Origin of the sequence: Streptomyces atroolivaceus (assembly GCF_000717025.1) — a bacterium.
GTDB classification, from domain to species: Bacteria; Actinomycetota; Actinomycetes; order Streptomycetales; family Streptomycetaceae; genus Streptomyces; species Streptomyces atroolivaceus.
This window is the reverse complement of sequence record NZ_JNXG01000006.1, coordinates 22,825-39,596: the sequence shown is the minus strand read 5'-3', so window position 1 is coordinate 39,596 and position 16,772 is coordinate 22,825. Positions and strand designations below refer to the sequence as shown.

Sequence of the window (16,772 nt, the reverse complement as noted above, 5' to 3'; positions counted from 1 at the left end):
GCCCCATCGACACCGAAGGACGTCATGAGCAGCAGCACCACACCCGTCGGTCCCGGCCGTGCGCGAGACCCGATCTGGTCTCCGCGGCCGGCCGACGTGGACCAGTCACGGATCACGCAGTTCTCAGAGTTCCTGAGCAGCCGTACGGGGTCCACCTACCCCGACTACGGCGACCTCTGGCGGTACTCGGTCGACCACATAGGCGAGTTCTGGGCTGCGGTGTGGGACTTCTTCGACATCGTCTCCGAGGGAGAGCGGGGGCTGTCCCTCGGCGCCTCGGAGATGCCCGGGGCCGAGTGGTTCCCCGGGACCCGGCTCAACTACGCCGAGCACGCCCTGCGCCACGCCGGCGCCGGGCCGGCGATCGTGGCCATCTCCGAGAACGGGTCCACGGAGACGACCAGCTGGGACGAGCTGCGCCTCCAGGTGGCGAGCGTCGCGCGCTGGCTCCGGGACCATGGTGTGCAGCAGGGCGACAGGGTCGTCGGTTACCTGCCGAACGGCCAGCCTGCCGTCGTGGCGTCCCTGGCCACGGCGAGCCTCGGCGCGTTGTGGTCGACCTGCGGCCAGGACTACGGCGCGGCCGGCGCCGCCGCTCGATTCGCCCAGCTGGCCCCGGTGGTCCTTTTCGCCGCCGACGGATACACCTGGAACGGGGAGACGCACGACCGGTCGGACGAGACCGCGGCGCTTCGGGAGCTTCTTCCGACCCTCGAGGCCACGGTCCACGTGCCGGTCCTCGGCACGTCGGAAGTCCCGACCGACAGCCACCAGTGGGACACCATCCTCAGCGAGGAGGCGCCGCTGGAGTTCACTCGGGTCGCCTTCGACGCCCCCCTCTGGGTCCTCTACTCCTCGGGCACCACCGGCGTGCCGAAGGGGATCGTCCACGGGCACGGCGGTGTCGTCCTCGACCACCACAAGCTCCTGGGCCTTCACCACGACCTCGGACCCGGGGACCGGTTCTTCTGGTACACCACGACGAACTGGATGATGTGGAACATGGTCGTGTCGGGCCTGATGGTGGGTGCGACGATCGTGCTCTACGACGGCAGCCCCGCGCATCCCGGACCTCAACGCCTGTGGGACATCGCCGCCGATCACGACGTGGCCGTCCTGGGGGTGAGCCCGGGCTACCTGCTCGGATGCGCGAAGGCAGGTCTGGAGCCGGGTCGCGACCGTGATCTGTCGATGCTGCGCATGCTCGGGTCCACCGGCGCGCCACTGCCGGAGGCCTCGTACCTCTGGGTGCGCGACCACGTCCGCGCCGACGTGCAGGTGGCATCGGTCAGCGGCGGGACGGACGTGGTGAGCGGATTCGCCGGCAGTGCCCCGAACACGCCCGTCTGGGCGGGCGAGCTGTCGGCACCGCTGCTCGGAGTTGCGATGGAGGCGTGGGACGGGCGGGGGGAGTCCGTCGTCGGCGAGGTCGGCGAGTTGGTCGTCACGAAGCCCATGCCGTCGATGCCGGTCTTCTTCTGGAGCGACCCGGACGGCTCCCGGTACCACGACGCCTACTTCGACACCTTCGCCGGCGTCTGGCGTCATGGCGACTGGGTCACGGTGACCGAGCGTGGTTCGGTCACCATCTCCGGCCGCTCGGACGCCACACTGAATCGTCAGGGCGTACGTCTGGGGAGCGCCGACATCTACCAGGTCGTCGAGGACATGCCCGAGATCGACGACGCCATGGTCATCGGGGCCGAGCTGGACGACGGCGGGTACTGGATGCCGCTGTTCGTCGTCCTCGCCGCCGGTGCGGAGCTCGATGACGACCTGCGGGGTCGTATCAACGGGGCCATCCGGACCCAAGCCTCACCGCGTCATGTACCGGACGACATCATCCAGGTCCCGGCCATTCCTCGGACGCGGACCGGCAAGAAGGTGGAGATCCCCGTCAAGCGCATCGTGCAGGGTGCCGACCTGAACCGGATCGTGGGCTCGGACACCGTGGACGACGTGGAGGCCCTGCGCTACTTCGCGCGCTTCCGGGACGGCGTGTCCGCGTACACGTGAACGTACCCAACTGTGTACGGGTGAACGTGCTCAGCTGGTGATGTGCTGAGGCCAGTGCCTCGCCCGGCGACACCTGACCCACGAGACGGCACCGATCGGCGATCGGTGCCGTCTCGTGCCGACTACACCTCGTTGAAGCCACGCGACGCGTCGTAGATGTCGAGTTCGATGAAGACCACGTAGAAGCTCGTTACGACGTACTGGACCATGACGTGGTCCTCCCAGACCGAGCGGGTCACTGTATCGGTCGTATAGGTGAGATGGCTGCCAGCGCCCTCTGGCTCGGCTGCGATCCTGCCGACCAGACGCAGGAACGTTTCTCGATCTTCTGCCGGCATGTAGTCACGGAACCGCGCGACCTGCTCGGTGAACTGCACTCGTCTCTTCATCAAGGCAGGACTCTATGGGCACGGTCAACGCCCGCGCCGGGAATTACGACCGGGCCTGCAGGCCAGCTCAGGCGGCAGCTTCCTTGAAGTCCGAGACAAGGTCAGCCGAGCCCCAGGGTGGTCGGCAGTCGACGCACGTGCACTGAACGCCGTCATGGGCGAGCTCCAACTGAGCACGTTTATCTGTACTTCGTTGAGCACATTCGCAAGTACGCCGACACGGCGCGAAGTCTGCAGCGGATCGCCGCTGATTCTCGACGTCTGCACGGTCCAACCGGGGCCGGGCAGGTCGCTCGACGTCTCGGCGGACCGAGCGTCGGGCGTCACGCGGTCGGCAAAGACAGACGCGCCCGCCGGACCAGAGGTCCGGCGGGCGCGTCTATGGCGGTACAGGATCAGAAGAACGGGGTCCCAACCGAGACGGGTCCTTCACTGGAGTTCTTCGTGAGCATGTAGGCGCCGACCGACTCGTAGCTGGACTCCAGCGGCAGGTTGTGGTTGGCGGCGGTGCTCATGTCGCGGAAGGCCCGCTCGATGACACGGCCCCGGTACACCGCGCTGGTACCGGCGATCTTGAAGATCTCGTCGACGACCTCGCGGCAGGACCGGACGGCGAAGATGTTCGCCTGCCGGACCGCGACGCGGTGGTCCATGGGGAGCTCGTCGTGCGCGGCCGCCACCAGGGCGTCCTCGACCGCCCCGTACAGCAGGCTGCGGGCGGCACGCAGCAGCGCGTCCGCCTTGGCGAAGGCGATGCGGTGGCTTTCCGTGTGACCCATCACGGCCGCACTGCGCGATCCGGGGATCGGCTTCGAGGCGACGATGCGCTGGAACTCGTCGAGCGCGCCGCGGGCTAGCCCCAGCGCGTGCGTCCCGTGGGCCAGCACGCCCAGCTCACGGACACGCTCCGTCGCGTGCTCGGCCCGGAGCGGGAACGGCTCGAGGAGGGCCTGGCCGTCCGGCACAAACAGGTCTTCGACCTCGATGTCGTGGCTGGCCGTCCCGCGCAGGCCGAGCCCGTCCCAGGTCTCGACGATCTTGCCCTGGTCCGCGGGCCACATGACCTGGATCATCATCGGGTGGAGGCCGTTGGGCGCCATCTGGGGCGTTCCGTCCTCGGCGACCACCGTGGCGACGCCACCGTGCCAGGTCGCGTAGGTGGAACCGCTGGCGAACGGCCAGCGTCCGGTCACGCGGTACCCGCCCTCCACAGCCACGGCGCGGCCGCGCGGAGCGGAGGCGAATGCCGGGAGCACTCGCCCGTCCGTGAGCTCGCTGAAGCGCGTGTAGTGGTCGACGGTCAGCAGCCGGACGTGCCCCGACAGGACGATGACGGCCCAACCAACCGACGCGTCGATGCGGGCAATCGCCTCGACGGCCTTCAACCAGTCGACGGGGTCTGCTTCCTTGCCGCTGACCTTCGAGGGGATCCAGACGTCGAGGATGCCGGCCTCCTCGACAGCGCGCATGATCTCGGCGGGGAGGATGCCCCGCTCCAGGTCGTCGAGGCCGGCTCGGATGACCGGCTCGAGGGTGGGGATGGTGTCGAGCAGCGAGGTGGGCGTCTCGACCGGGGCAAGCACGTCGGTCATAAGGTTCTCCTTCGATGGTGTGAATGATGGTCGTGCGGGGGTCGTCCCTGTCAGAGCAGCTGCGAGTGCGGACCCAGCGAGTGCCAGGTGCGGTTGTGGTAGACGAGCGGCGCCTCAGGCGTGGTCGGCACCTTGGCCTGCACCACGTGGACGGCGATCACCGTCGAGTCGCCGGCCTCCATGCGGTTGATGACCTTCCCGCGCACCCAGGCGTGCGCCGACGGGAAGAAGGGCTCGCCAGTCATCAGGCGACTCCACCGGCTGGTGTCCGCGAAACGGTCGATGCCGCTTGTGGCGCAGAGCTGGGCGATGTCGAGCTGACCCTCGCCGAGCAGGTGCACCACGAGAGTGTCAGCCGCCAGGATGGTCGGCGCCGAGGACGAGATCGAGGAGATGGAGAAGACCAGGAGTGGGGGGTTGGCGCTGACCGAGAACACGGAGGTGGCCGTCAGACCCACCGGCCCGACTGCTCCCTCGGCCGTGATCACCGAGACGCCGGCCGCGTGGTTGCGGAAGGCGAGCTTGAACTCCTCCGCCGACAGGCCACTGAGAGCGTCTGCCGCGGGCGTCGAATGTGCATCGGGCGAGCGGCGCATGGATGCATCGGTGGTCATGAGGTGGTTTCCTCCTCGAAGATCGCCGGATCGATCGCTGCGGCGATCGCCCGGTGCCCGGCCTGGTTGGGGCCGTACTTGCTACTTGCTGCTGTGCCGGTATTCGTCGGTGAACTGACCGGGGTCCTCGGGGTCGCGCATGGGCAGGTCGCCAGAGTCGCGGATCCAGTCGTTCAGCTCGACCCGCATGGCTTCCTTCTGCTCGCTGTAGTAGCCAGGAGCCGGCACTCCACGGAAGTCCAGGCCGTCGGTGAAGGACGTGCCGTGCACTGCGACCGTCGTGACGTGTTCGTGAGCGAGCACGTCGACGCGCGACAGAAAGGGCATGTGGTGGGATCGCGTTGCGTCCGGCAGGCCGACGGCGTCGGTGAAGTCGCCCTCGGACGACAGGTCGGCCCGCCACCACTCGGGGTAGTACAGCGGGTGATCCGTCGGCAGCCCGGAGGACAGCAGAGGGCGACCTTCGGCTGGCACTCTCCCGGCAGGTACACCTTGACGAGCAGGAACTGTCCGGGGCTGACCGGCAGGTCGACCTCGTTGCTGAGCGCTGTGGCACCGATCGCGATGTTGATGCCCGCCTGACCGCCGAACAGAAGTGGCACCGGCGTGCTCTCGACCTCGTCGGCGGTCGACGTCGCCACCGACGCACTTCCGATGGAGAGCGGTCGGGTGCCGTACTCGTCGGAGATGAAGATGCGCACCGCCTCGCCATCGATGCTGGCCTCGACCCGGTGGCGCAGAGTCTGGTTGCGGATCGGCTTCAAGGTCTCGGGCGTGTGGCGAGCGACGGGTCCCCCCAGGTGCGACCCAGTTGGCCTTGGCCAGGGCATTAGCTGCGGTGGACATGATTTCCTCTCGAGGGCATGACGACGTGCGGCATGGCCGCACCTCTCGCCGCGCGCGGATGTCTCAGGTGACGTGGCCCGCAGCCTCGGGTACTCGGTCACGCGGCCGGCGCTGTCGCGACAGGCGGTGGCGGTCACACCATCCTCGTGCGTTGCTGAGGGCTCATCAACGAGAAATGCAGGTGCTATTGATCGGCGGAGCCGAAGAATCGGCGGGCGTGGTGTCGCCGTTTTCGCGAGGATGGCGTGATGGCCGGTGGCCGCCCTCGGCCCTTTCCCGGAACTGGCAGGCGCAGGTGTCTCTCGATGACCGAGAGGCGGTCGCGGGCGACGGGGTGCGTCCGTGGCGGGTCCGTGAAGGACAGCGACACGCGAGGACTTGCTGGTGCGCCAGGGCATCGTCGGGCGATGGGGGAGACGAGGGCTGTGGTGAGGTCTCGGCGCGAGGTGGGCTGGCGTTGCAGGATGACGGCGGCTGTCGCACACGAGCGCTACGGGTCGCGGGATAGCGGTCGCGAAACACGTGTCGAAGGATCGGCGGCCGCTCGTTTCAACATCTCGGTGCCGTCCGCCGCCCCCGCCGAGCCTCGTAGGGTGCGTCAGCGTGTACTGGCGTGCTCAGCCCTCGAACCGGAGCCGGACCCGGACGCGAGTGCCGATCTTCTCGCTGAAGATCTTGTCCTGGGGGATGCCGTGTTCCGCGAGCGCGTCGAGCTGGGAGGCGAGTTCCTGGCCGAGGGTCCGGGCAGGCCGGACGAAGGGCGGCGTGTGAGCTTGCTCGGCGTTGCCCCGGGAAATCCCGGGGCAACGCCGAGGCGCTGTCGAGGCCGGTTCAGGCCGCGGACATCTCGGGCTGGGCGGCGGCCGGCCGCGGGCTCCTGCCGCGACGGTCGGCGATCAGTGCGAGGGCGAGACCAAGGGCGACCCAGGCCGTGAGGGTCAGGGCGGGCACCAGGGCGCCGGTGCCGTCGAAGAAGGCGTTGGCGCGCATCAGGCTGCCGGAGGCGCCCGGCGGGAGGATCTGGCCGAGAGCGGCCCAGCCGGCGGGCAGCCAGTGGGGGCCGGTGGCGAGGCCGGACAGGGGGTTGCCCAGGAGCATCATGGCGGCGGAGCCGGCGCCGAGGCCGCCGAAGCCGAGGAGGGCTTCGAGGCCGATGAAGGTGGTGGACAGGGCGGCCATGCCCAGGGAGAGGCCGAGGGAGGTGAGCCAGTAGTTGCCGTCCAGGGAGCCGGTGCCGAACTGGAGGAAGGTGGCCACGGCGGCGCCCGCGACGAGCGAGAAGGCGAGGACGCCGACAAGGCGGGTGCGCAGTCCGGAATGGCCGGGGAAGAGGCGGGTGAGGGCGATGGCGGGGATCATTCCGCCGAAGATCATCGGCAGGGCGGCGGAGGTGAAGCCTGCCCCTCGGGGGTCGTCCTCGGGGAAGGGCACCACGTCGTGGACGGTGGCCTGGGCCTGCTGCTGTTCGGCCAGCGTGTTGCCCAGCGCGGTGAGGGCGCCGGCGGTGGAGGGGCCGGCGGCGGTTGCGGTGTAGACGTCGACGCCCTCGGCGCTGAGGGCTATGCCGCCCATGATGTCGCGGTCGTGGATCGCTTTTTCCAGGGCGTCCGGCGAGTCGTACACGGTGACGGTCCATGCGTCGCCGTCGAGCTTCTTCTCGGCGGCCGCGGTGGCCTGAGCGGGGCCGCTGACACCGACGGGGTCCTGGTGGGGGCCGCCGTTGACGCTGGGGAGTGCGAAGGCGCACAGCATCAGGGTGACCAGGGCGGCGAGGCCGAGGATGACGACGATCAGTTTCCGTGCCGTGCCGCCTGGTGCGGTCGCGGCTTCTGCGCCGGAGGCGCGAGGGCTGGACATGAAGTGCCTGTTTCTGTCGGAGGGGTGGGCGGGAACCGTGGGACCAGACCTGCGGGACGGTCCGGAGTCGCAGGCAGTGAGGTGGGCGCGAGGGCAGCGGCCGTGCGGAGAACCCCGCCAAGTGGACCGAGTAACGAGTACAGGGTACCTTTATCCGTATGTCAAACGGTGAAGTTCAACCCCGGTCCCATCCGGTCCCCCAGGAGATCGTGGACGCCGCACTGCGGGCGGCCGAGATCCGGGGCGCTCCCGTGGCCGACGTCCCGGTCCTCGCCATCGCCCAGGAGGCCGGTGTCTCCCGCAGCACGCTGATGCGCCGCCTGGGAGGCACCCGCCGCACGCTGGACGAGGCCGTGCGAGGGGCGGGCGTGGACCCTGGCGGCCGCAAGCCCGTACGAGAGCGTGCGGTCGAAGCCGCGGCCGCCCTCATCAGTGAACGCGGTCTGGACGCGGTGACGTTCGAGCTGGTGGCGGGCTCGGCCCGGTGTTCGGTGCACAGCCTGTACGCCGTCTTCGGCTCACGCGACGAGCTGCTGGACACCGTCTTCGAGCGTTACAGCCCGGTCCTGGCTGTGGAGGACGTCCTGGCCGGCCCGCGTGAGGAGTTCGACGCCACCGTCCGCCGCATCCACCGGCTCCTGGCCGAGGCGCTCAGCCGCGAACCCCGTGTCATGCCCGCCCTGTTCGCCCAGGCGCTGGCCCGTCCGGGTGACGACAGCGTCCAGGCGATGTTCCGGCGCAACTATCCACGTCTGATCACCGGGATCGGGACATGGCTGTCCGAGGAGACCGCTGCCGGACGCATCCGCGATCTGCCTCCGATCCTGCTCATCCAGCAGTTGACCAGCCCGGTTGTCTTCCATTTCCTGATGCGGCCCGCCATCGGCCCGGTCGCCGGTGCCGACATGCCGGACACCGGCGAGACCCTGGAGACCTTCACCCAGAACTTCCTTCGGGCCGTTGCCGTCACCCCGCCCTGCGGGAACTGACCCGCTTCCGAAAGAGCGAGTTCACCTGGCCACCGCTCGCAGGTCCGAGGGGTGCTCCTTCGACGCCCGCGCCCGCCACCAGCTTCTCCGACACGTCCCAGAACAGCTTCGGCGCGCACACCCGCTGGAGCTTGTTCACCCCCGCCAGGAGACTGTCCAGGCCCAGAGCGTCGATGAAGGCCCACATGCGGGCGGTCTTTGTGGACGTTCAGGTTGTTCCAGACCCAGACGATAGGTGCGCCGAGTTGCCGCAGCGATGAGGAGGTCGCGGTACTCGGTCCAGGCGAGGATCTTGCGCCCCCGGCCTTGTGGTCCGTGTGTCGTTTGGGCCGGTAGATCAGGCGGGAGTGTTTCCCGGCTTTGTAGCAGCACAGGGCGGCGCTGGGAGCGTCCGCGGACCCGGATGACCGGCGTGGTCCCGCGTCGACTCCACGTGCGTGCGGCCGGTGCGTCATCGAGGAGCCGGCTTCGTCCTCGCAGACGATCCAGGCCCCGAGCGCCGCCGCGTTTTCCCACCCCCGGCCACACCTCCTTCGCTCAGCCGGCCACCGCCGCCTCGTCACGCTCGACCGCACGACGGGCCGGAACCTGATGGCTCCAGCCGTGTCCGCGTAGCATCTGAGAGATTCCCGACGGAGCCATCGACTTGTGGAACCTGCGGCCTATCGGAGTCTTGATCCTGGACAGCGTCCATCGCTGGTCGGGCCAGCCGTGCGCGATCGGGCCCTTGGCCAGCTCCTCCTTAAGCACTGCGAACAGCGCGTTGCTCAGCTTTGGCCTCGACGCCGGGCCGCGGGACCGGATCCCGCTCGGGCCACCCGCAGCGGTGTCGGCCGACGCATCACCCGATCGGAACGGAGCCGGCCGAGGATCTCGACGGGCAGTCCGGACAGCAGGTGGGCGATGCGTGGGGCGTCGTATTCACGACCAGGACCTCAGGGTCGCTCGGCTTCCACTGGCCGGCGGCGACGAGCCGTTCGACGACCTCGCAGATCTGGACCGTGGTGACTGCGGCAACGTCGGCGCCGGGCTCCAGGCGGACCGCGTCCAGCACCACCGTCCAGGACGTGCGTTCGGTCTCCAGCGCGGCCACCACCGAGTACGGCCAGCCGGGCACCATTTGTCACTCATCTGAGGGGCGCTGTCGAAGCGCCCGTACGGCTTCGGAGGGGCTCGAGCGGAGCTGTGCCGCCTCATGCTGTCGACGTCGGACCCCGCCCCCATCCCCACCAGGCGGGTGTCGTCGAGACCGTCAGCGTCACCACTGGCTGGATGGTCCTGGTTGTCGACGCCACCGAGCACGCTTTGGCGATGCCCCCGTACCTACCGCGGCGGGGCCGGGACCTGTCACCTGATCATGACCGTGCACCTGCCGCCCGGGCCTATCGCCACGGCGTGACCTCACCCGGCCCAGCGCGGCCATGAGGCGGCCGGAGGCGCTGGTCAGGCGACGCCGTGTCGCGGCAGCTCGGGTGTGCGCTTCGACGACGTCCTCTTCGACTCCACCCACCAGGTGGTGATGCCGACCTGGCACACCGACCGCGTCGTCCTCCTCGGCGACTCCGCCTGGTGCCTGACCCCCTACTCCGGCATGGGCGCTTCCAGTTCCCTGGCCGGCGCCGACTTCCTCGGAACCACCCTGCAGCGCAACCCCGACAACATCCCTCGGGCCCTGCGCGAGTACGACCAGAGGCTGCGGCCCTTCATCGCCACCCAGCAACACCTCGGCCGCAAGGAGGGACTGCCGATGTTCGTCCCGCAGACCCGCCGGGACATCACCGTTCGCAGCCTCATCCAGAAGCTGACCGGCAACCCGGTCGGCAAGCGCGTCATGAAGACCGTCATCGCCGGCCAGTTCAAGAGCAAGTCCCTCGACATCGCAGCCCCCTGAGTTCGCAGGCGCCCCTGCCGAAGCCCGCAGACCCCGGCGCCTTACCACGGACGACAGCACCAGTGCACCAACGACAGGAGATGTAATGACCTGGTCCCACCCCACACTGATCGACGCTGCCGACAAACTCGCCGCGGACCCGACCGCTACCGTGGACTCCTGGTGGTTCACCACCAAGCTCCACACCGACGAAACCGTTTACTGGGTGAAGATCCACACGATGGGGATGCAGGGCACCTGCCACAGCACGGTCTCCCTGCTCCAGGAACCCGAGGGGCACAGCAGTACGAAGCAGATCACCGAAAGTCTCGACGCGGTGACCCTGCCCGGCGCACCCCTCGACGCGCGGACCTCCATCCTGACGATCAGCGGGGACCTTGACGACCTCCAGATCTCCGGCGCCACGGACACCGCCTCGGTCCAGCTCACCCTCCAGCGCGAGGAACCCGTCCTCTACAACAGCGGATCCGGCCTCTTCCCCCTGTTCGGCGGCATGAACGGACAGTACGCACTGCCCGGACTGACCACCTCGGGCAGCATCACCGTCGACGGAACCACTCACCAGATCGGCGGGCGCACCTGGTTCGACCGCCAATGGGGCACCCCCCCCGCAGCGAGCCCTCGCGCACCACCTGGCTCGGCCTCGACTCGGAGCGGGCCGGTACTCGAGCATCTGGGACACCATCGGAGACGGCACCTCCTGGCTCACCGCACTCAAAGCGGACGGCACACACCCTCACCCGCGCTCACCGTACCGAGCAGGCAAGCGGCCACTGGCAGCTGACCGCCCCCAGCCTCGACGCATCCCTGACCATTACCCATCGCGGACTGCCGGACTCCCACGACGGCCTCTATGCCGGACCAAGCACCGTGACCGGCACCCTCGAAGGACAACCGATCGCCGGTCACGGCTACGCCGACGTCTTCGCGTGACACCTTCTCCCCACAACCACCCCGGAAAGGGCAAACTCGACAACAACGCGAGCCAGCCCTTTCCGGCGTGACTGACCAAAGTTATGGCTTCCGAGGGCCATCGCGATGCTGAGGACAGCGGTTCGGTGGCGGATACCGCTTCGCACCCACTCAGCTGCTTGATGTGCGGTCATGGCGGTGACCCGTGACCTTGCTCTCTTCACGCACCGGAGGAGGCTTGGCGCGGCCGTCCGGGCGGTGACGTTTGCACTGGTCACCGGCTCGTAGGGCGCCGGGAGTCGTAACACCGACGGAGGGCGTGGCGGCGGGTGCGGTAGGCCGCCAGTGAGAGCTCCGGGCTGCCGCTGGGCCGGGACTGGGGTGCGGGCGGCCGCCACACCGGGCTGGTGCGGCGGCCGTGGGTGGTTCGAGTCAGGCAGCAGAGCGACGGATCAGCCCGGCGTCACCGCACCCTCTGGCACTCCGAACCACTCCTCCAGCGCCTCCGCCAGCCCGGCCGTCGGCGTCAGCGCATGTGCCCCCGCGTCGGCTGCCCAGGCCGTGAAGCCGTCCGGACGGACGAGGACCGCCGCTAGTTCCGGGCGGGACGGACAGCCGACCGTCAGGATGTCGACGCGGTCGGCATACCCCGCAGCGAGGGCCCGGAATTCCGGGTCGTCGGTGAGGTCGAGCAGGAGCGCCCGGCCGCCGTGGAGGTGGTCAGCGAGGCGGCCGCCGTCGGTGAGTTCGAGGTCCGGGGTGCTGCGGCCGGTCAGCGGGTGTTCGCCCGGCAGCTCGTACCGCACCCCGGCACCGTTGAGCCGCGCGGCGAGGTACGTGGTGCCCGTTACCGTCTCCGCCAGGTCGCTGACGATCTCGCGCAGGGCCCGGGACTGCGGGTCCGGGCGCATGGCCGCGACCTGGGACCGGGTCCAGTCCAGGACCCACGCGCCGACCGGGTGGCGCTCGGAGGTGTACGTGTCCAGCAGCGTTTCCGGCGCCCGGCCGGCGATCGCCGCGGCGAGCTTCCAGCCGAGGTTCATCGCGTCCCCGATACCCAGGCTCAGCCCCTGGCTGCCGAACGCGGAGTGCACGTGCGCCGCGTCGCCCGCCAGCAGCACCCGGCCCTTGCGGTACTCGGTGACCTGGCGGGCGTGGTCGGTGAAGCGGGTCGCGGTCCGCACCCCGGTGATTGTGACGTCCACGCCGGATACGCGGCGCAGCCGCGCCTGGAGGTCCTCGGCGGTGACCGGCGCGTCCCGGTCAGCCGGCGGGCCGTCGAACTCCACGGTGACGATGCGGCCCGGCATCGGCCCGTGGGCGTACACCCCGGTGTCCGTGGCGGCCCAGCCGACCGTCAGGTCCTCGGCGCCGGTCATCTCCACGACCGCCTGGTGACAGGTGATCTCCGGGTCCGTACCGGGAAAATCGAACCCCGCGAGCTTGCGGACCGTGCTGCGGCCTCCGTCGCAGCCCACGAGCCAGCCGGCGCGTATCGCCCCGTCGCTCGTCCGCACGGTGACGGCTCCGTCGTCCGCGTCGAAGCCGGTCAGCTCCACTCCCCGACGCACGTCGACGCCGAGCGCGTCCGCCCGCCCGCCGAGCAGCCGCTCGATGTCCTGCTGCGCCACGAAAGCGATTTCGGCGGCGGGTCCGGCGTCGCCGAGGCCCGGCTCCGTACGGTCGACCAGGTCGGCGCGCAGCATGATTCCGGCGAAGTGCCCGACGATTCCGAGCCCTTGGCCCGCGGCAATGCCTCCGACTCCGCCTTTCCGCTCGCGCATGAATGCCTGGAAGCGGTCCATCGCCTGCCGCTGAACCTCGGCCAGCGCGGGCAGCATGCCTCGGCGGTAGAGCGCCTCGGCGCTGGGCGTGGTGATCGCCCCGCCCTTGATCGTCGGGTTCACATCGGTGAGGCGCTCCAGGACGGCCACCCGCACGCCCCCGAGCCGGAGCTCGCAGGCCAGCATCAGTCCGACCGGGCCGCCTCCGGCCACCACTACGTCATAGTCCATGGCGCCGACTATGACCGAGGGCCGAAAAGGCCAAAAAGCCGCCGCGGTGTCAAGGGACCGGCCCCGCGAGGAAGATGGGGCCGGCACAGTTAACGCTGAGAACGATCAAGGAACGAGGCTCATCGGCTGTTATCGCCGGGAGCGAGCAGGCTCGTGAGCTCGGCGATCGCCTCTGGGGACGGCTTGAAGTAGCGGCGGACGTTCTCCGGCTTCTTGTGCCGGGACTTCGCCATGAGCATCAGGAGCGTCGAGCCCTGCTCGCCGAGGTGTCAGAGAGGAACGGCTGTATTCGTGCAGGTCCCAGCCCGTACCGGGACCGCGGAAGGCAGTGTGCTCGTCGAGCAGTACTCGGGCCTACCCGTACGACAGCCTGACCAGCCCGGTGTCCGGGCAGACGTCGCGGGGGCGGACGACCTTGCCCGGCCCCGGACGGCGGTGGGTGACGAACACCGGTCCGCGGGTGCGGCCCTTGAGTAGCCGGGGCAGGAGCCGGGCGGTGCCGGCGTCCCAGTACACGGGCTCCAGCACATAGTCTTTGCGCGACTGGCCCCGGCGGCGGGCCTTGGTCCGGGCGCCCTTGGCCTTGACCAGGCAACGGCGCCCGGCGAGGTCCAGTTCCTCGATGTTGACGCCCAGGATCTCCTCGGACCGCCCGGCGGTCTCGTAGAGCATCCGCACAGCGTCTTCTCCCGCAGGTGCACCTCGCGCCGCGCGATCAGCCGGTCGACCGCCACCTTCGAGCGGGCCGGGGTCTCGGAGTCCGGCACCGCCAGCCGCTTCGCCCAGGCTGGAACCATCGGCACCTCGTAGCCGCGTTCACGGCACCAGCCGAGCCAGGACAGCACCCCCGCTCCACGGGAGTTCCAGGTGTTGACCGCCGCGGTGCCCCAGAGCAGTTCCAGGGCCTCGCCGATCTCGTCGTCCGCGACCGACGGCAGTGGCCGGGCCTCGCCGAGCCGTTCAGCGGTCTTGCTCACCCCGATCCCGTAGTTGCGGACCGTGTTCGGATTGCCGAGCGAGTCGAGAAACACGTCCGCTGCCGCCCGGACGGGCAACGCCTACCCGGCCGGCAGCTGTACGACGGTGGGCACCGCTTCCCCCTTGCCGCAGATAACAGGGCCGCTGCACGCAGCGGCCGGAGAACGTCACCGCAGGTGACGGAACAAGCTACCGCAGATATGGGGGTGTTATCTGTGGGACGACTTCGACCGGCCCCGCCGTCGACGCTCCGTCAGCCGCTGATCAGGGCTGATGAAGGCTTAGGCACTGTTTCTCGGATCGACCAACAAAGACACCGCAAGAACCGGGGTTCCCGAGGCGGTCGACCCACCGGCTTCGACAGCGAGCGCTACAAGAAACGCAACACCGTCGAACGCACCATCAACCGGCTCAAAGGCTTCCGGGCCGTCGCCACCCGCTACGAGAAACGCGCCTACATCTACCTCGGTACCGTCACGCTCGCAGCCCTAGCCATCTGGCTCAGAACATGATCCGAGAAACAGTGCCTAGTACTGCAACGGTCTTTGTTCTGATGTGTGGGCAGTTTCTGGTGGTGTGTGGCCGCGTCGTTTGTAGTGGCTGATCCGGGCTTGGAACTGTCGTCGGCGGCGCCAGTGTGACCAGTGCAGGACATGGTCGATGAGGTTCGCGCGGGGCCGGGCCAAGCGGGTGGTCAGTCGCCGGATTTCGGGGAGGGTCAGGGCGATGAGCTGGGAGGATCCGTTTCTGCTTTCTCCGTGTCGAGCGCGCGGGCCCGCAGGACGGTGAGGCAGGCGTGGGCGGCCATGGCCAGGGTGATGTGGCGGTGCCAGCCGGGATAGCGGCGGACCTGGTAGTCGTCCAGGCCGCACTCCTGCTTCGCGGTCTGGAAGCATTCCTCGACCGCCCACCGACTGCCCGCGACATGGATCAGCTCGTCGAGAGTTGTGTCGGCTGGGCAGTAGGCGATGTAGTACGAGACCTGATCGGGTCGGCTCACGCTGCGGCGAGCGATGACCCAATGCCGGCGGTCCTTACGGTGCCAGGGCCGGACCTCGACCCTGGCCCAGTCGTAGACGCGTGGCCCGTGGGCTCCGTTGCCGCAGGAACGACGCTTCCACCCCTGCCTCGGCAGCCCGGGAAACAGGTCATGGACGGGATGATCCATGGCCCAGCGGGTCACGACCGTGTCGTGCCGGGTGGTGGCCATGACGTGGAAGACGTCAGCCCGCTCGAGTTCGGTCCGCCAGCCCTTGCTGAAACCGTAGGCGGCGTCCGCCGTCACCCACCGGAACGGGATCTTCTCCGTGATCACCCGGCGGACCATCGTCTTGGCGATGGCCACCTTCGTCTCGAAGGCGACCGCGTCCTCGATGCCCGCGGCCCGGCAGCGTTGCCGGTCATCGGTCCATGATGTGGGCAGATACAGACGCCGGTCGATCCACGTGCGGCCACGTTCGCCGGCATAGGCGAGGAAGACGCCCACCTGGCAGTTCTCTGTCCGCCCCGCCGTTCCCGAGTATTGGCGCTGGACCCCGGCCGAGCGGACCCCCTTCTTCAGGAAGCCCGTGTCGTCCACGATCAGCACCGCACCGGGGTCACCCAGTTGCTCGACCACGTAGTCACGCACGTCGTCCAGGACCTCATCGGCGTCCCAGTCACATCGGTTCAGCAGCCGGTGCATCCGGTCAGGGCTGCCATGCCCAGCCTCCTCCGCGAGCGTCCAGCCGTTCTTCCGCTCCAACGGCGCTATGAGCCCTCGCATATACGCCAGCGCCGACTCCCGCGGCTCCGACCGGGCAAACCGGTGCACGAACCGCTCATGCACCTCACCCAGACCCGCCGCCCACACCCTCACATCACCAAGTACCCCACCCATAACCAGCCCAACGACCAACCTGGCCACCAGTCACGCCAAACGCCGTTGCAGTACTAGCGCACGATCTGACACGGATGTTCCTCAGCCCCCAACCCCAAGATGCTGCCCCGCCGCGACGAGATCGAGGAGGACCTCTTGGCCCGCCGCAGGCGGGCCGTCGCCGAGGACTGGCAGGGCGAAATCGAAGGAATCGAATTGACGCTCAACTTCCTCCGAAGAACGCGAGCAGACCAGCCGCTTCCAGCGAGTCGGGACCGTTGACCTGGGACTTCCTCATCCCCGACCCTCTCTCACAACACTGTGATCAGCAACGCGGACACCAGCAGAGCGGTCTGGTGCAGGGCCTGATCGGTCACATACATGCCGTTCATCCCGGCGGCCCGCAGCTCCGCGAAGTCCGGGGAACCGGTGTGCTGCAACAGCCAGCGCACCGGCCACCGGCGATCGAAGAGCGCGTGCGTTACTGCTGAGACGATGAGCCCGGCCTCCAGGCCGGCCCAGGACATGTGGATCGGGAGAACGGCCCAGGCGAGGCCCAGCATCACGGCCATGACCAGGTGGTACTGGGCGACATGTCCCAGGCAGGCCCTCCAGTCCCGCCGCGGGCTTGCGCCGTCGGCGACCTCGGCCGCCGACGGCGCCCCTTTGCTCGCAGCCTGGTGGTCGCTCTGACCGAACACGTGATCAGCGAGGTTGTGGCCGACCGCGAGCACAGCCCACTCCGATCCGAACGTCGCGAGAGTGGCGACCTGCTCGATGGACGTCATCGGGTGCCTCCTGCCGCGGGCAGGACA

General features: G+C 69.0%; 14 protein-coding genes and 4 pseudogenes. 6 read left to right on the top strand and 12 right to left on the bottom strand.

Going from position 1 to position 16,772, the window contains the following annotated elements; translation table 11 throughout:
• Positions 1–24 precede the first annotated feature (24 nt).
• Positions 25–2,016, top strand: a complete 1,992-nt coding sequence (locus tag OO67_RS14900; protein ID WP_051709402.1) for an acetoacetate--CoA ligase — start codon at positions 25–27, stop codon at positions 2,014–2,016.
• Between the two features lie 122 nt (positions 2,017–2,138).
• Here OO67_RS14900 and OO67_RS14895 read toward each other — a convergent pair whose 3' ends face one another.
• The 5 genes from OO67_RS14895 to OO67_RS14875 form a co-directional block, all read right to left on the bottom strand.
• A complete protein-coding gene (locus OO67_RS14895) occupies positions 2,139–2,393 on the bottom strand; it encodes a hypothetical protein (RefSeq protein WP_033300494.1) in 255 nt (84 codons plus the stop codon).
• Between the two features lie 407 nt (positions 2,394–2,800).
• Entirely contained in the window at positions 2,801–3,997 is a 1,197-nt protein-coding gene (locus OO67_RS35675; RefSeq protein WP_051709400.1) for an acyl-CoA dehydrogenase family protein, read from the bottom strand.
• 50 nt (positions 3,998–4,047) lie between these two features.
• Positions 4,048–4,611 (bottom strand): flavin reductase family protein, encoded by a 564-nt coding sequence (locus OO67_RS14885; RefSeq protein ID WP_208861018.1) that lies wholly within the window; start codon positions 4,609–4,611, stop codon positions 4,048–4,050.
• An 81-nt stretch (positions 4,612–4,692) separates the two neighbouring features.
• The gene (locus OO67_RS14880) at positions 4,693–5,085 is read right to left on the bottom strand and encodes an SGNH/GDSL hydrolase family protein (RefSeq protein WP_033300493.1); all 393 of its coding nucleotides are present in this window, start codon (positions 5,083–5,085) and stop codon (positions 4,693–4,695) included.
• 1,203 nt (positions 5,086–6,288) lie between these two features.
• Positions 6,289–7,314: a hypothetical protein gene (locus tag OO67_RS14875; protein ID WP_033300491.1), complete on the bottom strand. Its 1,026-nt coding sequence runs from the start codon at positions 7,312–7,314 to the stop codon at positions 6,289–6,291.
• Between the two features lie 158 nt (positions 7,315–7,472).
• Between OO67_RS14875 and OO67_RS14870 the strand changes: the two genes are divergently transcribed.
• Complete coding sequence (locus tag OO67_RS14870) at positions 7,473–8,303, top strand: TetR/AcrR family transcriptional regulator (protein ID WP_051709399.1); 831 nt, start codon at positions 7,473–7,475, stop codon at positions 8,301–8,303.
• On the opposite strand, the gene OO67_RS39290 is transcribed toward OO67_RS14870, so the two are convergent.
• The 3 genes and pseudogenes from OO67_RS39290 to OO67_RS14860 all read right to left on the bottom strand — a co-directional run.
• Positions 8,281–8,490, bottom strand: a complete 210-nt coding sequence (locus tag OO67_RS39290) for a hypothetical protein (protein WP_033300487.1) — start codon at positions 8,488–8,490, stop codon at positions 8,281–8,283. The two genes, OO67_RS14870 and OO67_RS39290, sit on opposite strands and share 23 nt — an antisense overlap.
• Positions 8,491–8,840: 350 nt before the next feature.
• Positions 8,841–9,053: a helix-turn-helix domain-containing protein gene (locus OO67_RS40800; protein WP_244300189.1), complete on the bottom strand. Its 213-nt coding sequence runs from the start codon at positions 9,051–9,053 to the stop codon at positions 8,841–8,843.
• Positions 9,054–9,121: 68 nt separating this feature from the next.
• A pseudogene (locus OO67_RS14860) lies at positions 9,122–9,426 on the bottom strand (transposase); the annotation flags it as partial.
• Between the two features lie 98 nt (positions 9,427–9,524).
• Here OO67_RS14860 and OO67_RS39725 point away from each other — a divergent pair.
• The 3 genes and pseudogenes from OO67_RS39725 to OO67_RS14850 form a co-directional block, all read left to right on the top strand.
• Positions 9,525–9,702, top strand: a pseudogene (locus OO67_RS39725) (XRE family transcriptional regulator); the annotation flags it as partial.
• Positions 9,703–9,777: 75 nt separating this feature from the next.
• Positions 9,778–10,194 (top strand): Rossmann-fold NAD(P)-binding domain-containing protein, encoded by a 417-nt coding sequence (locus tag OO67_RS14855; RefSeq protein ID WP_051709397.1) that lies wholly within the window; start codon positions 9,778–9,780, stop codon positions 10,192–10,194.
• Positions 10,195–10,279: 85 nt separating this feature from the next.
• Entirely contained in the window at positions 10,280–10,978 is a 699-nt protein-coding gene (locus OO67_RS14850; RefSeq protein ID WP_033300484.1) for a lipocalin-like domain-containing protein, read from the top strand.
• A gap of 580 nt (positions 10,979–11,558) precedes the next feature.
• On the opposite strand, the gene OO67_RS14845 is transcribed toward OO67_RS14850, so the two are convergent.
• Together OO67_RS14845 and OO67_RS39285 are read right to left on the bottom strand one after the other, a co-directional pair.
• Positions 11,559–13,121 (bottom strand): FAD-dependent oxidoreductase, encoded by a 1,563-nt coding sequence (locus tag OO67_RS14845; protein WP_033300482.1) that lies wholly within the window; start codon positions 13,119–13,121, stop codon positions 11,559–11,561.
• 119 nt (positions 13,122–13,240) lie between these two features.
• A pseudogene (locus OO67_RS39285) lies at positions 13,241–14,176 on the bottom strand (site-specific integrase).
• 225 nt (positions 14,177–14,401) lie between these two features.
• Between OO67_RS39285 and OO67_RS39720 the strand changes: the two are divergent.
• Positions 14,402–14,611 (top strand): annotated as a pseudogene (locus tag OO67_RS39720) (IS5/IS1182 family transposase); the annotation flags it as partial.
• 206 nt (positions 14,612–14,817) lie between these two features.
• Here the strand turns inward: OO67_RS39720 and OO67_RS14835 are convergent.
• Positions 14,818–15,978: an IS701 family transposase gene (locus tag OO67_RS14835; protein WP_033300480.1), complete on the bottom strand. Its 1,161-nt coding sequence runs from the start codon at positions 15,976–15,978 to the stop codon at positions 14,818–14,820.
• A gap of 290 nt (positions 15,979–16,268) precedes the next feature.
• Positions 16,269–16,745, bottom strand: a complete 477-nt coding sequence (locus OO67_RS14830; protein WP_051709395.1) for a hypothetical protein — start codon at positions 16,743–16,745, stop codon at positions 16,269–16,271.
• Between the last annotated feature and the right edge of the window lie 27 nt (positions 16,746–16,772).

What these genes read in the sequence shown, in the direction of transcription:
- OO67_RS14900 (WP_051709402.1), top strand. Translation starts at nt 25, where the DNA reads ATGAGCAGCAGCACCACACCCGTCGGTCCCGGCCGTGCGCGAGACCCG.
- OO67_RS35675 (WP_051709400.1), bottom strand. Translation starts at nt 3,997, where the DNA reads ATGACCGACGTGCTTGCCCCGGTCGAGACGCCCACCTCGCTGCTCGAC.
- OO67_RS14885 (WP_208861018.1), bottom strand. Translation starts at nt 4,611, where the DNA reads ATGACCACCGATGCATCCATGCGCCGCTCGCCCGATGCACATTCGACG.
- OO67_RS14875 (WP_033300491.1), bottom strand. Translation starts at nt 7,314, where the DNA reads ATGTCCAGCCCTCGCGCCTCCGGCGCAGAAGCCGCGACCGCACCAGGC.
- OO67_RS14870 (WP_051709399.1), top strand. Translation starts at nt 7,473, where the DNA reads ATGTCAAACGGTGAAGTTCAACCCCGGTCCCATCCGGTCCCCCAGGAG.
- OO67_RS39290 (WP_033300487.1), bottom strand. Translation starts at nt 8,490, where the DNA reads ATGTGGGCCTTCATCGACGCTCTGGGCCTGGACAGTCTCCTGGCGGGG.
- OO67_RS14850 (WP_033300484.1), top strand. Translation starts at nt 10,280, where the DNA reads ATGACCTGGTCCCACCCCACACTGATCGACGCTGCCGACAAACTCGCC.
- OO67_RS14845 (WP_033300482.1), bottom strand. Translation starts at nt 13,121, where the DNA reads ATGGACTATGACGTAGTGGTGGCCGGAGGCGGCCCGGTCGGACTGATG.
- OO67_RS14835 (WP_033300480.1), bottom strand. Translation starts at nt 15,978, where the DNA reads ATGGGTGGGGTACTTGGTGATGTGAGGGTGTGGGCGGCGGGTCTGGGT.
- OO67_RS14830 (WP_051709395.1), bottom strand. Translation starts at nt 16,745, where the DNA reads ATGACGTCCATCGAGCAGGTCGCCACTCTCGCGACGTTCGGATCGGAG.